The organism is Bartonella sp. AP4SXKL (genome assembly GCF_042195845.1).
Classification (GTDB): domain Bacteria; phylum Pseudomonadota; class Alphaproteobacteria; order Rhizobiales; family Rhizobiaceae; genus Bartonella.
Genome location: NZ_JBHIPA010000001.1, coordinates 240372 through 259162, shown reverse-complemented (window position 1 = coordinate 259162; position 18791 = coordinate 240372). Strand labels below are relative to the sequence as shown.

The window sequence follows — 18791 nt, the reverse complement described above, 5'->3', positions numbered from 1 at the left end:
AGCGCAGCTGTGTGTTGTAAAGTTATATTCCTGTTTATTTTCACAATTTTCTTTAATTTAGTTGTACTGCTTTTAACACTATCCATAGCGACATCTTTTGAATAAGCTAGTTTCTCAATTTCTCATGTTTTTATGCTTCGTGTATTTAATAGAGTAATGCTGTGGTTTATAAAAATAATTTATCGCTTTGCAACCTGAATGAGATCCATTTATATCTCTCTCATTTTAAGTCCTCTTATATTGAATCAATCAAAATCTTTTGTTTGGGCGTCACGAGCGAGATGAGAACTGTGGAGAGTTAAAAACACTTAAAGAAAAGCATGCCTCTTATAAATGCTTTCAAGTGCCAAGGACTTAAAGGGTTGTTGCAACATTGGGAGATGGCAAAGTGTATGATGATGCCAGATTGCCCTTTTATTAAGTATAAAGATAGGGGGTGCTTCATGGATTTATCATTATACTCTTCACGGATGCCGTCGCAAAATAGGCTTGGGAGCGTTGAGAGATATTTCTTTAAAACAAGCCTGTGAATACATGCAATTCAATGTCATTCTGTTTTGCGTGAGGGATGTGCCCCGTTAAAGAATGCGATAAACAAAAGCGTGAAGCAATACGTAGAATGTAAAATAATATCTTTATAATTTTTTATAAAAAATTATAAAGAAGGGAATATTGTATTCAAGGCTCTTACGAAATATACAAAAACAATAAATTATAAGTATAAATAAATATAAAATCTAGAGCGACCACAATAACATCACTTTCCTTCTCCCGACACAAAACGGCGCAACCAAACATAAAGCGCACCTTCTCCGCCATGCTGACGCGCTGCTTGCTCAAACGCGTGGACATAATATCGAAAAGCTGGTGTTGATAACCAATACGGAACAAATCTATACAAAGCTCCATCGCTCCCAACGGATCGTCCTTTTCCTGTAATCACAAGGACATAACGCAATCCTCTCTGCTGAGAGGACTGTAGAAATTTTTTTAAGAAAAAATAAGCTTCTTCCTGTATATAACCATGGAGATCAAGACGCGCCTCAAGAGGACAACGACCTTGGGAAATTTTACGATATGCAACATGATCAAAGAAATGAATCTTTTGTGCTTGTGTAACTGACCTCTTTTCTCTTTTAATAATTGTCGAGGGTTGTTGATTTTCCTGAGACAATGAGGAGATTTGAGTTACAGGCTGTTTTTTATCATTAATATTTGCAATAGTTTCTGAAGCAGAAGAGAGCATCTTACCGTGAAGCGGTGTTATCGTACGACAAACCATCTCCCATAAAAGACGATCTTGTGAAGCCAATAAATCTCTTTTTTGTCTCCATTTACTTGAGGACATTTTAATTTCTCATAAATCATTGAATGCTTATGGAAGAAAAACAAAAAGTATTTTAATTTTCATTTTCTGTAGCAAAAAGCTTCCAGTTGGGATCTGACGATAAACTATTGCGAACAAAAGTCCAAATATCCCTGATTTCTACAATAGCATCAGGATCACCGTCTATACGCTCGCCCTGTTCATTATAAGTAACAGAAATCATCTCACTGACAATACGTATCGTTAAAAGTTCATCTTTTTCTTGTATTGCCGCCGCAACAAATTCGGCCTTATTAATTCCAACAAAAGTGAATTCTATTCTTTCTTTATTTTTTTCTCGTTGCTCAATAGCCATACAAAAGCTCTCAAAAACATCCTGACAAAGCAAGCTTTTAAGTTGATTGCGATCACCTTTGGCAAAAGCTGTTACAATCATTTCATACGCAATTTGTGCACCTTTTATAAAAAGTTGAGGAGAAAAATGAGGATCAATTCTATGAAATTCCCGCAAATTTTTATTCAAAACACTCCCCTCCGGTGAAATTTTATCAATTTCACTAAAGTCGTCTTTTTGTGAATTTTTCTGATGAGGGAACGAAACAATATTATCAGCCGTTTCTGCTTCAACTTGTTTTTTAGAACGTCGTGAATAAGGATCAAAGGGTGGCTTTTCAAACCCAATTCGTTTCCCTAATACATTACGGAGTTGCACAAAAATAACAACCATAACAACAAGAGCTATGACAAGTATAACGTCAAATTCCATAGGCGCTGTCAATCTCCAAAGCTTAAGTCTCTAATAAACATTGCAGTCAATACCATTTATCAATAAATATGTAAAATAAGGAATCTTATCATTCAAATATTTTTATAGATTTTGTATTTAAACGGAGTTCTCTTAAGAATTTCTCCCCCTACTCATCTAGAAGGAAACTTTCATGTGATAAAACTTTATTCTATAAATCCTCGTTTTTTTGTTGTTATCTTTCTTTGCATTCTTTTAATCGAGATTGCTGGTTTTATCTTTGTTGGTCAAGAAATTGGTATTTTGGCAACCTTGAGCTTGGTTATTCTCACAACCATAGTTGGGGTTGTTTTATTGCGAATTCAAGGGATTAGCCTCTTAAAAAATATACAAAATGAACTTATCCAAGGACGCACATTAGAGAATAATATTATTAATGATGCTTTCATCATGTTTAGTGCAATTTTACTTATTCTTCCCGGCTTTGTAACTGACCTTTTGGGAATATTACTTCTTATTAAACCAATTCGCTCTGTTGCTTGGCATTTCTTTGCATCATTAAAAAACAAAATGAATCCCAATACTAAAAGAAAAAATGACTCTGAAAAAATAATTGATCTAAAAGCAGAAGATTACACAATTCATGATACGACAGAATCTCCATGGCGCAAAAATGATGATAACCATTGAAATGCCTAAAAAATCTGTAACAAACTAAAAAAATATTCAAGATAAAGAGCGCATTTCTTGCAACCTTTTGCAAGGCGTGATAACCAATCTGGTCTTTAGATCTAAAATAAATATACATATTATAATGGAAGAGGTTTGTCGTATGGCCGAAGATGAAATGAATAACAGTGGTGGAGAGCCGGTTTTTGCTGTATTAACTCAATATTTAAAAGATTTATCATTCGAAAACCCTGGTGCTCCTCGTTCATTACGTGCACGTGAAAAATCACCACAAATTGATATCAATATTAACGTCAATGCTAACCCAATTGGTGATGACAATTATGATGTCGTTTTGTCTCTCTCCGTCAAAGCCAATGATGAAACTGAAACCTTATTTCATGTAGAACTTATTTACGGTGGTGTTTTTCACCTTAAAAACATTCCACAAGAACATGTTATGCCACTGGTCTTTATTGAATGTCCCCGTCTTTTATTTCCATTTGCTCGCCAAATTATATCTGATGCTACTCAAAGTGGTGGTTTTCCACCTTTGTGGATTGATCCTATTGATTTTGCAGCACTCTTCCAAAAGCGTCTTTCTGAAGAGCAAAAAGACAATCAAATACAGCCCTCTTAAAAAATTTATTTTTTTGCTATCAAAAAGCCCCTTGATATATTATTGGTATATTAGGGGCTTTTTTCCTTTAGACGACTTTTGCGGCATGATAAGCCGCAAGCATTGCAATATTGACAACATCTGTATCGCTCCCACTAAACGGTACAATTTGGACAGATTTTTCCAATCCAATTAAAATAGGACCAATGATAGTTGCTTCACCGAGTTCTTGTAACATTTTGCTTGCAATGGAAGATGCGTGATATCCAGGCATAACCAAAATGTTAGCAGGCTCCGTTAATCCCATAAATGGATATTGCTGCATCAATTTGGAATTGAGTGCCACATCAGCACTCATTTCTCCATCAAACTCAAAATCAACTTTGCGTTCATGTAAAATATTAATCGCATCCTGAATTTGCTGCGTCGTCTTCCCTTTCATATAACCAAATGTAGAAAATGCTAAAAATGCTACCCGTGGTTGATATCCAAATCCTCGCACAAATGAAGCTGCTTGTTCAGCTATATCTGCAAGTTCTTCAGCATTAGGATTTTCATAAACGGCTGTATCCGTAATAAACACAATTCGTCCACGGCAAATAGCCATTGAAATACCAATCAATCGTTCTTTTGGTTTTTCATCAATTGCACGACGTATATCGATCAACGCTGTTTCATAATTGCGTGTCACCCCTGTAACCATCGCATCAGCATCTCCTAGTGCCACCATACACGCAGCAAAATAATTGCGATCATTATTGATACGACGATGACAATCACGCAACAGCCAACCTTGACGCTGCATTTTTTTATAAAGATAATTCGCATAAGCATCTGTATGGCAAGAAAGCTTAGCATTCATAATAGAAATACCTTCACGCTCCAGATCAATTCCAGCGATAACAGCCGCTTCTCTTACTTGCTCTTCACGACCAACCAAAATTGCTTGTCCCAATTTTTGATGAACATAGGAAACGGCTGCCCGCATAACTTGCTCTTCTTCACCTTCTGCAAATACAATTTGTTTTGGCGCTTGACGAACATGGTTATAAACCCTACGCATCATCGAGGAAGTAGGATCACGTCTCGCATTCAAATCGCGCTCATAGGCCTCTAAATCATCTATGTTCTTTTGCGCAACACCGCTTTCCATTGCTGCTTTTGCTACCGCTATTGAAACAACCGTAAATAAACGCGGATCAAAAGGAACAGGGATGATATAGTTAGGACCAAACTTTAATCGCTTTCCATAATAAGCTTCTGCAACGCTGTCAGGCACTTCTTCATGCGTTAAATTAGCAAGAGCCTTTGCCGCAGCAATCTTCATGTCTTCATTAATAACTCTTGCACGCACATCAAGCGCACCACGAAATATATAAGGAAAACAAAGAACATTATTAATCTGATTTGGATAATCGGAACGTCCTGTTGCGACAATGGCATCATGACGCACTTGCATAACCTCTTCCGGCGTAATTTCTGGATCGGGATTAGCCATAGCAAAAATGATCGGCTGGGGTGCCATGGATCTTACCATTTCAGGAGTAAGAGCACCTTTAGCAGAGACCCCAAAAAATATATCTGCACCTTCCATTGCTTCCATAAGCGTACGTTTATCTGTTTGAATAGCATGCGCAGATTTCCACTGATTCATTCCCTCTTTGCGGCCTTCATAGACCACACCCTTTGTGTCACATAATATGATATTTTCGGAACGAAAGCCCATCGCTTTAATCAATTCAATACAAGCAATCCCTGCAGAACCAGCACCATTACAGACTAACCGCGTATTTTGCATATCGCGCCCTGTTAAAGTCAAAGCATTGAGAACACCCGCAGCAACAATAATCGCTGTACCATGTTGATCATCGTGAAAAACAGGTATATTCATCACCTCGCGTAGGCGGCTTTCAATCATAAAGCACTCTGGCGCCTTAATGTCTTCAAGATTAATTCCACCAAAAGAAGGTTCTAAATGACGCACTAAATTGATAAAACTTTCTGTATCGTTTATATCAATTTCTAAATCAATGGAATCAATATCCGCAAAACGCTTAAACAACACTGCTTTGCCTTCCATGACCGGCTTAGAGGCAAGTGCCCCTAAGTTGCCTAACCCTAAAATAGCTGTACCATTTGAAATAACAGCAACAAGATTGCCTTTTGCTGTATAATCATAAGCTAGCGCTGGATTTTGAGCAATTGCCTTAACTGGAACGGCAACACCTGGTGAATAAGCAAGTGCTAAATCATGCTGTGTTGCCATAGACTTTGTTGCAACAATCTCAAGCTTTCCTGGTCGACCACGACTATGAAAATCTAGAGCTTCTCTTTCGCTCGCACTGTAAACAGTTTGAGACATTTTCTGATCTTGCTCGCTCTTTTTCATCTCACTTTATTTTCTCCAAAAACAGTGTAAATTTTGCTTGATAATGCGTATAGTCATTAAATTTGATTCATATATTAGAAATCGCTATTCTTGCCTTAGCAAATCTGATGATGCGTTGCAATTTAGAGATAAATAGATATTGAAGTAAACAAAAAAGAGTAAAAACTTCACTTAAAGGAAACAGGCCTCGTACAAATGGATAAAAAAAACAATCATAAAAATAATTTAATTCCACAGCCTGCCTCCCCATCTGCTTCCTCTCAAGAACGTCTTACACCTATGATGGAGCAGTACATAGAAATCAAAGCCGTCCATCATGATTCCCTTCTCTTTTACCGAATGGGGGATTTTTATGAATTATTTTTTAATGATGCGATTGAAGCTGCTCAGGCTTTAGGAATCACACTCACAGCACGCGGAAAACATTTAGGACAAGATATTCCTATGTGTGGTGTTCCCGTTCATGCTGCAGATGATTATTTACAAAAACTGATTGCTTGTGGTTACCGAGTTGCTGTTTGTGAACAAATAGAAGATCCTGCTGAAGCAAAAAAACGTGGCTCAAAATCTGTTGTTCGGCGTGATGTTGTTCGTCTTGTAACACCTGGAACAATAACAGAAGAAAAACTCCTTGATCCAACACGCGCAAATTATTTGATGACACTTTCCCGTATAAAAACCAATGATGGAGAGGAATTTGCTCTTTCTTGGATTGATATCTCAACAGGCATATTTCGTGTAACAGAGAGCCGCCAAGAAAAACTTTTAGCAGATATTATGCGTGTGGATCCACAAGAAATCATTGTTTCTGATTCATTTTTTCATGATAAATCTCACAAGTCACTTTTTAGTGTTCTTGATCGTATCGTTTCACCTCAACCTGCTTGTCTCTTTGATGCACTCACCGCTGAACGCGATATTTGCAATTATTTTAAACTCTCAACTCTTGAAGGCGTTGCCGATTATTCACGCTGTGAACTCTCTGCAATTGTAGCTGCTATTCGTTATATCGAAAAAACACAAATCACGCATCGCCCTCCCCTCATGCAGCCTGAGCGCCAAAATGAAAGTGCAACTCTTTTTATTGATGCTGCAACCAGACTAAGCCTTGAACTTATTCGTACGACATCAGGTCAACGGGATGGAAGTTTATTAAAAGCTATTGATCGCACTGTAACAGGAGGAGGATCACGCCTTCTTATTGACCGCCTTATTGCTCCCCTCACAACTCCTTCAGCTATTGATACGCGTTTGGATTCTATCGATTTTTTTCTACGTAATCCTTCTCTTGCAGAAGCGATAAAGCTTATTTTAAAGGGGGGACCAGATATGCCCCGCGCCGTTTCACGTTTGGCTCTTGGACGAGGAGGTCCCCGTGATATGGCGACAATCCAGCGTGGCTTTGAAATCATTCGTGAATTGCATCAACTTCTTGATAATGAGCTTCTGCCTCAAGAAATAAGTGATGTACAACAGGTGTTCTCAAAATTACCCACAGCGTTATACTTTCATTTAGAACAAGCATTAGCTGATGATCTCCCACTCCTTAAACGTGATGGTGGTTTTATTCGTTCTAATTATCATAAAGAGCTCGATGAAATGCGTGCTTTACGTGATGAATCTCGCCGTGTCATTGCTGAGCTTCAAGCGCAATATGCCCAAGAAACAGCTATTAAGACGCTTAAAATAAAGCATAATAATATTCTAGGTTATTTCATTGAAGTAACCAGTACACAAGCATCTGCTCTTACAAATAATCCACAAGCTAAAGCACGTTTCATTCATCGGCAAACAATGGTAAACGCTATGCGTTTTACGACAACAGAGCTCGCTGACCTTGAAAGCCGTATTGCCCATGCTGCCAATCACGCATTGACACTTGAACTAGAGATTTTTGATATTCTCGTTCATGAAATTACCGAACAAGTTGATTTTATTCGCAAAGCCTCTGAAGCACTTGCTATTTTAGATGTATCTGTCGCTTTAGCATATCTTGCTGAAGAACAAGGATATTGCCGCCCTAAAATTGATCTTTCACTTACCTTTCGCATTACAGCAGGACGCCATCCTGTCGTCGAGCAAGCACTCCGCAAACAAGCAGCAGAACCTTTTATTGCCAATAATTGTGATCTCTCTGTGCAAGAAAATCAGCAATATGCAGCAATCTGGCTGTTGACAGGGCCTAATATGGGAGGAAAATCAACTTTTTTGCGGCAAAATGCTCTTATTGCTATTATGGCGCAAATGGGGTCCTTCGTTCCAGCAACTTCAGCACATATTGGTGTCGTTGATCGCCTATTTAGTCGCGTTGGGGCTTCCGATGATCTTGCACGAGGGCGCTCAACCTTTATGATGGAAATGGTTGAAACAGCAACGATTCTCAATCATGCTAGCCACCATTCCCTTGTTATTCTTGATGAAATAGGACGTGGAACATCAACCTTTGATGGACTTTCTATTGCTTGGGCTGCTGTTGAATATCTCCATGAAGTTAACCATTGTCGTGCTATTCTTGCTACCCATTTTCATGAAATGACTGCACTTACCGAAAAACTTGACAGACTGCATAATGTAACCATGAAAGTCAAAAATTGGGATGGTGATGTAGTTTTTCTTCATGAGGTCACACCAGGAGCCGCTGACCGTTCCTATGGTGTACAAGTCGCAAAGCTTGCTGGACTTCCCCCAGCCGTTATTACACGAGCAACAGATGTACTCCATCAATTAGAACAAGGCGAAATGGCTGGAAAAGGACATAAACTCATTGATGATTTACCACTCTTTTCTCTTAAAGCAACATCTCCCGTCAATGAAGCAAAAAACAAACATTGTATACTTCACGAAGCTTTAAAAAATATTCATCCCGATGAACTCTCTCCTAAACAAGCTTTAGAAGCAATTTACCACCTCAAACAGCTTGAAAAGAGTAACCCTTTATAGAAAACAGATGTTATTTTTTATTAAAAAACCTTCTTAATAGGAGATAACGTAACCATTTTTGATATACCACAGCATAAACAGTTATTTATCGTATTCCCATCGCTTTTCTACATAATATATTTTGATAAGTGTAATTGCCTATAGGCAAAACCCTATGCATTATATTTCATATTCCCTTAGATTAATATTGGCTCTTATACAAAAAATTGGTCAAGATCGACTATTTTTACAAGATAGTCGTTTTTTGTAAAGATTGTCATGAAATCTCCTCCACCTTGCAAATACGCCATATTTAGTGAATTATGCTTTTTCACGATCGATATTATTGTTATCATAGCAACATTTCTAGTTTAAAGCTGTTGGTGTTGGAATGCCATCCCATTTTGCATAATAAATTCATAGATAATGGGTCTCGTATTTTCTTCACATTTTAAGTTATAAAGAGCTCTTTTACTGTTTTCATATGAAACATATAATCAGATATATCACAGCTGTACTTTATTTTCATAAACATCCTTCAACTCCTTCCCACACCTTAATGGATAAGGATTTTCATTCGAATAAAGTCTGCAAATAGTCCAGCTTCTAACGGATTTTCCTTGACTTCCTAATCATGTGCTTCTCTTAAACTCAAAGCTTTACAAACAAGTCTAAGAATATTCACCACACACTAAAAACACACTTAATATTTAAGGAAGATGCCGTATATCACAGCTCTAAATGACAGTGTTTTTACGGTACAACAAGATAATGCCACCAGTACAATAAATATCTTTCATAAATTATGAGTAATAAGAAATCATAATCTCATATAAGATTGGAATATGATATGAAAAGTAATTATACTGTATCTGTCTTACATAGCTGCTAAAATAAGCAATCTACCGCAGTTTTTAGTTGTATTGATAGCTTTTTAATCATACTCATCATGACTCGAAATATTCTGATAAGTTCATAAACTCATAAAATAATTAGCTTAGAATATCGTGCAAAAGATGCAAAAAATCAGAGCACTATCTCTATTCAACTCATCAAATATTACGTACTGCACCCTTTGCAGCAGATGTGGTCATCGCTGCATAGGCTTTGAGAGCCTTTGAAACTTTACGCTGACGCTTCTCAATCGGTTGCCAAGCGCCTTTTCCTTTTGCTTCCATCTTAGAACGGCGCTGCTTCATCTCAACGTCATCCACCAACATATGAATTCTACGATTTGGAATATCAATTTCTATGATATCCCCCTCTTCCACCAACGCAATTTCTCCTCCTTCAGCAGCTTCTGGTGAAATATGTCCTATTGAGAGCCCTGAACTTCCCCCTGAAAAACGTCCATCTGTAACAAGTGCACAAACCTTGCCTAATCCTTTAGATTTGAGATAACTCGTTGGATAAAGCATTTCTTGCATTCCAGGTCCACCACGTGGGCCTTCATAACGGATTAAAACAATTTCACCTGTTTTAATCTTATCAGTTAATATAGCTGAAACAGCTGAATCTTGGCTTTCAAAAATTCTTGCCGGACCTTTAAAAGTTAAAATTGATTGATCAACGCCTGCTGTTTTTACAATGCAGCCATCTTTTGCAAGATTCCCATAAAGAACTGCCAATCCTCCATCTTGTGAATATGCGTGTTCCCTATCGCGAATCACACCTTTTTCACGATCAAGGTCAAGGGTCTCATAGCGACAAGATTGACTAAAAGCTGTCTGTGTTGGAATACCACCTGGAGCGGCACGATAAAATGCATGAACTGTTGGCTCATTAGTTTGCTTTACATCCCAGCGGTAAAGAGCTTCTTTCATTGTTTTTGCGTGAACCGTATAAGTTGATGTATCAATGAGTCCTGCCGCATCCAGTTCACCTAAAAGCCCCATAATACCACCAGCGCGATGAACATCTTCCATATGTACATTTGCAACAGCAGGAGCAACCTTACATAAAACAGGAACACAACGTGAAAGATGATCAATATCCGTCATGGTAAAATCCACCTCACCTTCTTGCGCTGCAGCTAAAAGATGCAGTACTGTATTGGTTGATCCCCCCATGGCAATATCAACGGTCATTGCATTTTCAAAAGCCTTGCGTGAAGCAATAGAGCGCGGCAAAACTGTTTCATCATCTTCTTCATAATAACGTTTAACCAATGCAACAATCTGTTTTCCAGCTTCTTCAAAAAGCATTCGTCGATCTGCATGTGTTGCTAACATTGATCCATTTCCGGGAAGAGAAAGCCCCAATGCTTCCGTTAAGCAATTCATAGAATTGGCCGTAAACATTCCTGAACAAGAACCACATGTAGGACAAGCAGCACGCTCCATTTCAGCAACTTCTTCTTCTGAATTTTGTTCTGAAGCTGCTGCAACCATGGCATCGACCAAATCAACCGTTAGATCTTGATCCTTCCATTTAATCTTACCTGCTTCCATAGGACCGCCTGAAACAAAGATTGTCGGAATATTCAACCGTAAAGCAGCCATTAACATACCAGGTGTAATTTTGTCACAATTAGAAATACAAACAAGTGCATCTGCACAGTGTGCATTAACCATATACTCTACAGAATCAGCAATGATTTCACGTGAGGGCAACGAATAGAGCATTCCATCGTGCCCCATCGCAATTCCATCATCTACAGCAATGGTATTAAATTCTTTCGCAACACCACCGGCAACTGCTATCTGTTGTGCGACTAATTGCCCAAGATCTTTTAAATGAACATGCCCTGGTACAAATTGTGTAAAAGAATTCGCAATCGCAATAATGGGTTTACCAAAATCAGTATCTTTCATCCCTGTTGCACGCCAAAGTCCGCGGGCTCCTGCCATATTACGCCCGTGGGTTGATATTCTTGAACGGTAAGAAGGCATTATTTTTTTCCCCTCAAATAATTCCATTTTGCTTGTTGTGCTGTAACTTCATTATAAAAACAAGAGCTTTAATATTCAAAAGAGAAAAATACCTTGTACTGCGGCATTTGAAGCACAAAATTAAAAGCTCTGCATAAACTTTTTCATAAAGCCTTTGTTTTTTATTACCTGTTAATCAACATCTAATCCCTGTGCAAGTCCACGTTTGAGACAAATATCAAAACGCTTCAGTATAACACGAACTGTTCCAGATTTTTGTATGCCAGATTTGGTTAGCATATTGCATCTATCTGTTTGCGTAATTTCTGGAATTGGAAAGAATATAAAGAAATCGTGATAAAAATCTATCATCTCCTTATAATTCAGCTTTACACCTTTCAAACGCATTCATAAAAATATCTTTTAAATAATGATGACGCATTATCTCATGCTTTTGTTTTTACACTCTTCAATAGAGCTACTCCCCTCAGGAAGAACAAAACACACCAAACAAAATACACTTGTATAGCCTTTATACTCATTTTAAAGAGACATCTTTCAATGCACTCGAGCCCATTTCACGATAGCGCCTATGAATGGTATAACAGCCCCCGTGAATAATATAAATCTATAAGGGACATCTTCACACTTATGAAGAAGAAAACTGACACCATCATACATTTTTTATCCCCATATCGTGAACGTCCTTGGTAATTGAGACAATTAAAAAGAGATATTTTTATTCCTTTCTTCAAGTGTTTTTATCCACATGGCTCTCCCTGCTTATGACATCAAGCAAGTGACTTTAATTGTTTCAATATAAGAAGATCTCAAATGAGAGAACCTTATGATATTCGGGACTCTCATTCCAGTTGTAAAAAATTAATTATGAATATAAATCAATACTTAATATAATTATAACTCACATTACACCCTTTACGAAAAAACAGATAGAATTTATAAAGAGTACAGCTTTTTCTCGTAAGGTAATCTAGTGCAGAGTTACAATTTGTAGTTCATGCTCATTGGCTCCAGCAAGGGCGATAGAACGCTCATCGGATAAAATGATAGGATAACCTGTTTCACCAAAGAGAGCCCATATCGTAATGCCTGGGGTCATTGGTGGAAGATCTGGAAAGTTTTTAGCCAGATCATCTGTACAAACTTTTTTTAAATAGGCAATCTGTCCCGCATCAGAGTAGGATGTGTTCTGAAACGACAAGTTTTGTTTGTGTTCTCCCATTTCACTGTTCCTTTACGCCTTAACTTTTATGACTCACCACTACTGACTTTAATTGGAATCTGTTTTATTTCTTTTTTTAATTTTGGTTGATACAGATTAATTGATAAAAGACCATTTTTCAACTCTGCATTTGTAACATGCATCCCTTCCGCGAGAACAAAGGTTCGCTGGAATTGTCGCGCAGCTATACCGCGATATAAATATTGATGATTTTGGTTGTCTGTTTGTTTACCATGAATAACCAATTGATTATCATCGAGTAAAATATTAAGATGGTTAATCTTAAATCCAGCAACAGCCAAAGTTATCCGGATATGATTTGCATCATCACTTTTATGCAAACGTTCAATATTATAGGCTGGGTAAGCCTCATCAGCTTTACCGATACGTTGCAATATTTTTTCTACGGTTTCAAACCCTAAAAGAAAAGGATTGGAGAAAGGCGTCACATGTGTCATTCATGAGTATCCTCTTTAAAACGGCTTTACTTGACCAAACTCTATAAAAGTGTTCGCTGCACTCCTCTCATATGGCGAGCGTGAATGATAACTTCAAGAGAGAAGATTTAAGAGAGTTCAATGCCTCAAAGTAACATAAAATTATCAAAGGTGCGAAATTTATCTAGTATATTGTATAATAAAGATGAAATTGCGGAAATATTTCGCCGTTTTTCTGTGCAACGCCCAACACCTAAGAGTGATCTTAACTACATAAATACTTTTACACTTTTAGTTGCCGTTGTGCTTTCGGCTCAAGCGACAGATGTAAGCGTTAATAAAGCGACAAAAGAATTATTTTGCCTTGCTGATCAACCGGAAAAAATGGTTGCATTAGGGGAAGAAGAAATAGCAAATCATATCCGTTCAATTGGCCTTTGGCGTGCAAAAGCACGTAATGTTTATGCGCTTTGCAACTGTTTAATTGATTATTATGGCGGTCAAGTACCCGATACGCGTGAAGCACTCATGGCCCTTCCTGGAGTGGGGCGCAAAACGGCTAATGTGGTCTTGAATGTTGCTTTTGGTCAGCCTACATTGGCAGTAGATACACATATTTTTCGCTTAAGCAATCGTCTTGGTTTGGCGCCTGGAAAAACACCAGAAATTGTTGAGAAAAAATTATTAAAGATTATACCGGTTCATTATATTCGCCATGCGCATCATTGGCTGATTTTACATGGTCGCTATATTTGTCAAGCCCGTAAACCACAATGTACGCAATGCATTATTGCCGATTTATGTAAAGCAGCCATCAAAACAAATGCAATTCCAGCACCTTTGGTTGAGCTTCACGGCAATGGAGCGCCGATTTTTTTGTAATACGGTCTTGCTATTTTGTGTATACTAGCTTATGAAAACGTCTTTAAGAGCCGCCCGGCAGGGCATGCCGTGGCTGTTTAAATGCTTGTTCAAGCGTTGGTCCGCTTGAGTGAATAAAATGTTTGATTGAATAAATTAATGTACGGAGTAGCAAAATGCCCAAGATGAAGACCAAATCATCCGCTAAAAAGCGGTTTAAAATCACTGCGTCAGGCAAAATTAAAGTAGCAGCTGCCGGTAAGCGCCACGGCATGATTAAGCGTTCGAATAAATTTATTCGCGATGCACGTGGAACAATGGTTTTGTGTGAACAAGATGCTAAAAAAGTCATTCAGCATTATTTGCCGAATGGTATTTAAACCTTACGCTTTTGATTTTGAGGAGATTATAATATGGCTCGTGTGAAAAGAGGTGTGACAGCACACGCTAAGCACAAAAAAGTTCTTAAACAGGCTGAAGGTTTTTACGGTCGTCGTAAAAATACCATTCGTGCAGCTAAAGCAGCGGTTGATCGTTCAAAGCAATACGCTTATCGTGACCGCAAAAATAGGAAACGTACTTTCCGTGCTTTGTGGATTCAGAGAATTAATGCGGCTGTTCGCGCAGAAGGTTTAACTTATGGACGTTTTATTGATGGCTTATCAAAAGCCGGTATTGAGGTTGATCGTAAGGTTCTTTCAGATATAGCAATCCATGAGGCAGAAGCATTTTCTGCTTTAGTTGCTTCGGCAAAAAAAGCTTTAGAATATTTAAAAGATACGACACCTAATGCTTTCGAAGGCGCTGTCAAATAAGCCAGTCGTGTTCTCTTAAAGCATTCATTTATTCGAGGTCCCGTGCTGGCTATTGCGAGTGCGGGTTTTTCTTTATTAAAAAATAGGCAAAAATATGAATGATATTGAGCGTCTAGAACAAGAAATTTGTTTAGCCTTAGAGGCAGCAGGTGATGAACAAGCACTTGAAGAAGTGCGTATTGCAGCATTGGGTAAAAAAGGTAGTATCTCTGAAAAATTAAAAGAATTAGGAAAAATGGATGCTGGCGAGCGCCATAAAGTTGGACCAGTTCTTAATGGATTAAAAAATCGCATTTTAGAATTATGGGCACAAAAGCGTGATCTTCTGAAAAGACAGGCAATGGATGTCCGTCTTTCTCGTGAAACAGTTGATGTTACCTTGCCTGTTCGCTCTTCACCTATAGAACGGGGACGCATTCATCCTATTTCACAAGTGATTGAGGAAATTATTGCCATTTATACAAAGTTGGGTTTTTCTCTTGCAGAGGGACCTGATATTGAAACAGATTATTATAATTTTACAGCATTGAATTTTCCTGAAGGGCATCCAGCGCGTGAAATGCATGATACCTTCTTTTTTGATGTTGATAAAATGGGAGAACGAAAATTATTGCGAACCCATACATCACCCGTACAAATTCGCACACTAGAAAAACAAAAAGCACCGATACGAATCATTATTCCTGGAAAAACTTACCGCATGGATTCGGATGCAACACATTCTCCCATGTTCCATCAGGTCGAGGGTCTTGTCATTGATAAAACCTCCACCATTGCACATATGATGTGGCTGCATGAAACTTTTTGTAAAGCATTTTTTGAAGTTCCCTCTGTAAAAATGCGTTTTCGTCCCTCTTTTTTCCCTTTTACCGAACCATCTATGGAGGTAGATATTCAATGTGATCGTTCTGGTTCAGAAGTAAAGTTCGGAGAAGGGCAGGATTGGTTGGAAATTTTAGGATGCGGAATGGTGCATCCCCAGGTGTTGAAAAATGTTGGTTTAGATCCAGATGAATATCAAGGTTTTGCATGGGGCATGGGCATTGATCGTATTGCCATGTTGAAATACGGTATGCCTGATTTGCGGGCTTTTTTTGACGCTGACCTGCGTTGGTTAGACCATTATGGCTTTCGTTGCTTTGATATGCCTGCTTTTTTTCCTAATAGAAATGTGTGATCTTAGTCATCGCTTTCATGTGAGGTTTTAAAATGAAGTTTACATTGTCCTGGTTAAAAGATCACTTAGAAACAAATGCATCTTTGAATGAAATTTGTGAAAAATTAACCGCTATAGGTCTTGAGGTTGATTACGTTGATGATCGGTCTTCTTTAAAAGGTTTTGTGATTGCAAAAGTTTTAACAGCAATAAAGCATCCTGATGCAGATAAACTTCAAATTTTATCAGTCGATACAGGGACTTCCACACCTGTTCAAGTTGTCTGTGGAGCACCAAATGCACGCGCAGGTCTTGTTGGTGTTCTGGCACTACCAGGCACTTATATTCTAGGACTTGATGTAACATTATCTGTAGGAAAAATCCGAGGTGTTGAAAGTTTTGGGATGATGTGTTCACAAGCGGAGCTTGAATTATCAAATGAGCATGATGGGATTATTGAACTTCCAGAAGATGCACCTATTGGAGGTTCATTTGCAGCTTATGCTGGTTTAGATGATCCGGTTATTGATATTGGTTTGACCCCTAATCGTTCCGATTGCACAGGTGTTCGTGGTATTGCACGTGATCTTGCTGCCGCTGGAATGGGAAAATTAAAAGAATTATCCTTGTCAAAATTTGATCCTTCCTTTGAAACACCTCTCGATGTTTCATTAGATTTTTCGCAAGATTCATCATTATGTTTAGGTTTTGCTTGGCGTGAAGTGCGCAATGTTCAAAATGGTGCATCACCACAGTGGATGCAACAGCGTTTGAATGCAATTGGTCTGAGACCGATTAATGCGCTTGTTGATATGACCAATTACATCAGTTTTGACCTTGGTCGTCCGCTCCATGTTTTTGATGCAGATAAAATTAAAGGTAATTTGTGTGTACGTTGCGCGCGTGAAGGAGAGCAGCTTCAAGCACTGAACGGAAAAATCTATCATCTGGGCCCTAAGAATTGTGTCATTGCAGATGACGAGGGGGTTGTTTCGATTGCCGGTATCATGGGCGGTGAAAGAACGAGTTGTGATGAAACAACACATCGCATTATTATTGAATCGGCGCTTTGGGATGCGCGAAGCATTGCACAAACAGGAAGAGCATTAGGTCTTATTAGTGATGCACGTTATCGATTTGAACGAGGTGTTGACCCGGCTTTTATAGAAACAGGACTTGAGATTGCAACAGAATTGGTCTTACGTCTTTGTGGTGGTGAAGTATCTAAAAAGAAGATCGTTGGCTATCAGCAACAAGAAATCAAACAGATCGCTTTTCCTTTTTCTGAAATTAAACGTTTAACAAATTTGGAAATAGAACCTGAAAAAGTCATCTCTATTTTAACAAAACTTGGATTTTTTGTTGAAGGAAAAGGAGAAGTCGTTACGGTAAAAGTACCATCATGGCGCCCTGATATTATGGGTAAAGCCGATTTGGTGGAAGAGGTTATGAGAATTTATGGGTTAGATAAAATTAAACCTATTCCTTTGGAAAACTTTGCAGAAGGAAAAGATCAAATTTTAACATGCGCACAAATTCGTTCACGTGCTACACGTTTGGCTCTAGTGCAACGTGGTATGAAAGAAGCGGTGACATGGTCTTTTATTTCTGAAAATCAAGCTCTTGCTTTTGGAGGAGGTCAAGAAGAGCTTAAATTAGTTAATCCTATTGCTGCTGATATGTCAATGATGCGTCCTTCCCTTTTACCTGGCTTGATTATGGCGGCACAAAGAAATGCTGATCGTGGTTTTTCCGATCTTGCTTTGTTTGAAGTTTCAAGTATTTATGAGGGCGACACCCCTGATAAACAACACCGTGTTGTTAGTGGAATTCGTCGCGGAACAGAGCAATTTAAAGGGGCTGGGCGTTTTTGGAATGGAAATGCAACCGTCGTTGATGTTTTTGATGCCAAAGCAGATGCTTTAGCTATTTTAGAAGCATGCGATATGGATGTTGGGAAAGTGCAGATTGAAGTTGGAGCACCGGATTGGTATCATCCTGGTCGTTCAGGTGTCATAAAACTTGGATCAAAGATTATTCTTGGTTTTTTTGGTGTTTTTCATCCTGCTACATTAGAAAAGTTAGATGTCAGTGGCCCTTTATGCGGCTTTGAAATTTTTCTAGATCGAATTCCAGAATCAAAGAAAAAAACGACCAAAAGCCGTCCTCCTTTGAAACTCTCACCTTTTCAAATGGTGCGGCGTGATTTTGCCTTTATAGCGGATAAAACTGTTGCCTCTTCTCTTATTATTCGTGCGGCAGGTGGAGCTGATAAAAAACTTATTCATTCAGTGCAGGTTTTTGATATTTTTGAAGATTTAAGCTTTGGTGAAGATAAAAAATCTGTTGCAATTGAAGTAACTATTCAGCCCATAGAACGGACTTTAACAGATGAAGATTTAGAAAAGCTTGCCTCAAAGATCGTGGATAATGTTACCAAAATGACAGGTGCATATTTGCGCTACTGAGTATTCTCATTTTTTATGAGATATTTTACATGAAGTGGGAGCATCTTTGCGTGCTCCCTTTTTGTTTGGCATTCAAGAGCTATAGAGCTTCTTGAAAGGGGATTTTATTACCAAAACAAGCTGCTTAAATCATCAGTTTTTTCAATATGAAAAAACTGTTTTTAAACATCTTGAAAAGTTATTTTTTCTCTTAATCCTTCATTGCAAATGTAAAAGATAACTGCTATTGCTAAATGATAATGCAAATTATTTGCAATAAAAAGAAGGCATATA

The 18791-nt window shown here is 38.2% G+C and carries 14 protein-coding genes and 1 pseudogene; 9 read left to right on the top strand and 6 right to left on the bottom strand.

Annotated elements, in window-relative coordinates; translation table 11 throughout:
• Positions 1–373 precede the first annotated feature (373 nt).
• Positions 374–622: pseudogene (locus ACFIMI_RS00970) on the top strand (Arm DNA-binding domain-containing protein); the annotation flags it as partial.
• 135 nt (positions 623–757) lie between these two features.
• Here ACFIMI_RS00970 and ACFIMI_RS00965 read toward each other — a convergent pair.
• Positions 758–1348: a Smr/MutS family protein gene (locus tag ACFIMI_RS00965; RefSeq protein ID WP_375612824.1), complete on the bottom strand. Its 591-nt coding sequence runs from the start codon at positions 1346–1348 to the stop codon at positions 758–760.
• A 52-nt stretch (positions 1349–1400) separates the two neighbouring features.
• Entirely contained in the window at positions 1401–2093 is a 693-nt protein-coding gene (locus ACFIMI_RS00960; RefSeq protein WP_375612823.1) for a Tim44/TimA family putative adaptor protein, read from the bottom strand.
• Between the two features lie 174 nt (positions 2094–2267).
• Here ACFIMI_RS00960 and ACFIMI_RS00955 point away from each other — a divergent pair, with 174 nt between their 5' ends.
• Together ACFIMI_RS00955 and secB are read left to right on the top strand one after the other, a co-directional pair.
• A complete protein-coding gene (locus ACFIMI_RS00955; protein WP_375612822.1) occupies positions 2268–2762 on the top strand; it encodes an FxsA family protein in 495 nt (164 codons plus the stop codon).
• A gap of 142 nt (positions 2763–2904) precedes the next feature.
• Positions 2905–3381, top strand: coding sequence for a protein-export chaperone SecB (gene secB, locus ACFIMI_RS00950; RefSeq protein ID WP_375611417.1), 477 nt, complete (start codon positions 2905–2907; stop codon positions 3379–3381).
• A gap of 67 nt (positions 3382–3448) precedes the next feature.
• Here secB and ACFIMI_RS00945 read toward each other — a convergent pair whose 3' ends face one another.
• Complete coding sequence (locus tag ACFIMI_RS00945) at positions 3449–5749, bottom strand: NADP-dependent malic enzyme (protein ID WP_375612821.1); 2301 nt, start codon at positions 5747–5749, stop codon at positions 3449–3451.
• Between the two features lie 195 nt (positions 5750–5944).
• Between ACFIMI_RS00945 and mutS the strand changes: the two genes are divergently transcribed.
• The gene (gene mutS, locus ACFIMI_RS00940; protein WP_375692176.1) at positions 5945–8689 is read left to right on the top strand and encodes a DNA mismatch repair protein MutS; all 2745 of its coding nucleotides are present in this window, start codon (positions 5945–5947) and stop codon (positions 8687–8689) included.
• Between the two features lie 1031 nt (positions 8690–9720).
• Here mutS and ilvD read toward each other — a convergent pair.
• From ilvD to ACFIMI_RS00925, 3 genes are all read right to left on the bottom strand, one after another.
• Complete coding sequence (ilvD, locus tag ACFIMI_RS00935; RefSeq protein ID WP_375611414.1) at positions 9721–11559, bottom strand: dihydroxy-acid dehydratase; 1839 nt, start codon at positions 11557–11559, stop codon at positions 9721–9723.
• Between the two features lie 970 nt (positions 11560–12529).
• The gene (locus ACFIMI_RS00930) at positions 12530–12781 is read right to left on the bottom strand and encodes a DUF1150 domain-containing protein (RefSeq protein ID WP_012754519.1); all 252 of its coding nucleotides are present in this window, start codon (positions 12779–12781) and stop codon (positions 12530–12532) included.
• A 26-nt stretch (positions 12782–12807) separates the two neighbouring features.
• On the bottom strand, positions 12808–13239 hold the full coding sequence (locus tag ACFIMI_RS00925; RefSeq protein WP_375612819.1) for an Hsp20 family protein: 432 nt from the start codon (positions 13237–13239) through the stop codon (positions 12808–12810).
• A 120-nt stretch (positions 13240–13359) separates the two neighbouring features.
• Here ACFIMI_RS00925 and nth point away from each other — a divergent pair, with 120 nt between their 5' ends.
• The 5 genes from nth to pheT all read left to right on the top strand — a co-directional run bounded on the left by nth (position 13360) and on the right by pheT (position 18518).
• A complete protein-coding gene (gene nth, locus ACFIMI_RS00920; RefSeq protein WP_375611411.1) occupies positions 13360–14100 on the top strand; it encodes an endonuclease III in 741 nt (246 codons plus the stop codon).
• 155 nt (positions 14101–14255) lie between these two features.
• Complete coding sequence (gene rpmI, locus ACFIMI_RS00915) at positions 14256–14459, top strand: 50S ribosomal protein L35 (protein WP_183193590.1); 204 nt, start codon at positions 14256–14258, stop codon at positions 14457–14459.
• Between the two features lie 33 nt (positions 14460–14492).
• On the top strand, positions 14493–14894 hold the full coding sequence (gene rplT, locus ACFIMI_RS00910) for a 50S ribosomal protein L20 (RefSeq protein ID WP_012754515.1): 402 nt from the start codon (positions 14493–14495) through the stop codon (positions 14892–14894).
• A 94-nt stretch (positions 14895–14988) separates the two neighbouring features.
• Positions 14989–16071, top strand: coding sequence for a phenylalanine--tRNA ligase subunit alpha (pheS, locus tag ACFIMI_RS00905; protein ID WP_375611410.1), 1083 nt, complete (start codon positions 14989–14991; stop codon positions 16069–16071).
• A gap of 32 nt (positions 16072–16103) precedes the next feature.
• On the top strand, positions 16104–18518 hold the full coding sequence (pheT, locus tag ACFIMI_RS00900) for a phenylalanine--tRNA ligase subunit beta (RefSeq protein ID WP_375611409.1): 2415 nt from the start codon (positions 16104–16106) through the stop codon (positions 18516–18518).
• Positions 18519–18791: the final 273 nt, after the last annotated feature.

Bases quoted from the DNA above. Each gene is read 5' to 3' on its own strand.
- pheT (WP_375611409.1), top strand. From the start codon at position 16,104: ATGAAGTTTACATTGTCCTGGTTAAAAGATCACTTAGAAACAAATGCA.
- rplT (WP_012754515.1), top strand. From the start codon at position 14,493: ATGGCTCGTGTGAAAAGAGGTGTGACAGCACACGCTAAGCACAAAAAA.
- ACFIMI_RS00930 (WP_012754519.1), bottom strand. From the start codon at position 12,781: ATGGGAGAACACAAACAAAACTTGTCGTTTCAGAACACATCCTACTCT.
- rpmI (WP_183193590.1), top strand. From the start codon at position 14,256: ATGCCCAAGATGAAGACCAAATCATCCGCTAAAAAGCGGTTTAAAATC.
- ilvD (WP_375611414.1), bottom strand. From the start codon at position 11,559: ATGCCTTCTTACCGTTCAAGAATATCAACCCACGGGCGTAATATGGCA.
- ACFIMI_RS00925 (WP_375612819.1), bottom strand. From the start codon at position 13,239: ATGACACATGTGACGCCTTTCTCCAATCCTTTTCTTTTAGGGTTTGAA.
- pheS (WP_375611410.1), top strand. From the start codon at position 14,989: ATGAATGATATTGAGCGTCTAGAACAAGAAATTTGTTTAGCCTTAGAG.
- ACFIMI_RS00945 (WP_375612821.1), bottom strand. From the start codon at position 5,749: ATGAAAAAGAGCGAGCAAGATCAGAAAATGTCTCAAACTGTTTACAGT.
- secB (WP_375611417.1), top strand. From the start codon at position 2,905: ATGGCCGAAGATGAAATGAATAACAGTGGTGGAGAGCCGGTTTTTGCT.
- ACFIMI_RS00960 (WP_375612823.1), bottom strand. From the start codon at position 2,093: ATGGAATTTGACGTTATACTTGTCATAGCTCTTGTTGTTATGGTTGTT.
- mutS (WP_375692176.1), top strand. From the start codon at position 5,945: ATGGATAAAAAAAACAATCATAAAAATAATTTAATTCCACAGCCTGCC.
- ACFIMI_RS00965 (WP_375612824.1), bottom strand. From the start codon at position 1,348: ATGTCCTCAAGTAAATGGAGACAAAAAAGAGATTTATTGGCTTCACAA.
- nth (WP_375611411.1), top strand. From the start codon at position 13,360: ATGCCTCAAAGTAACATAAAATTATCAAAGGTGCGAAATTTATCTAGT.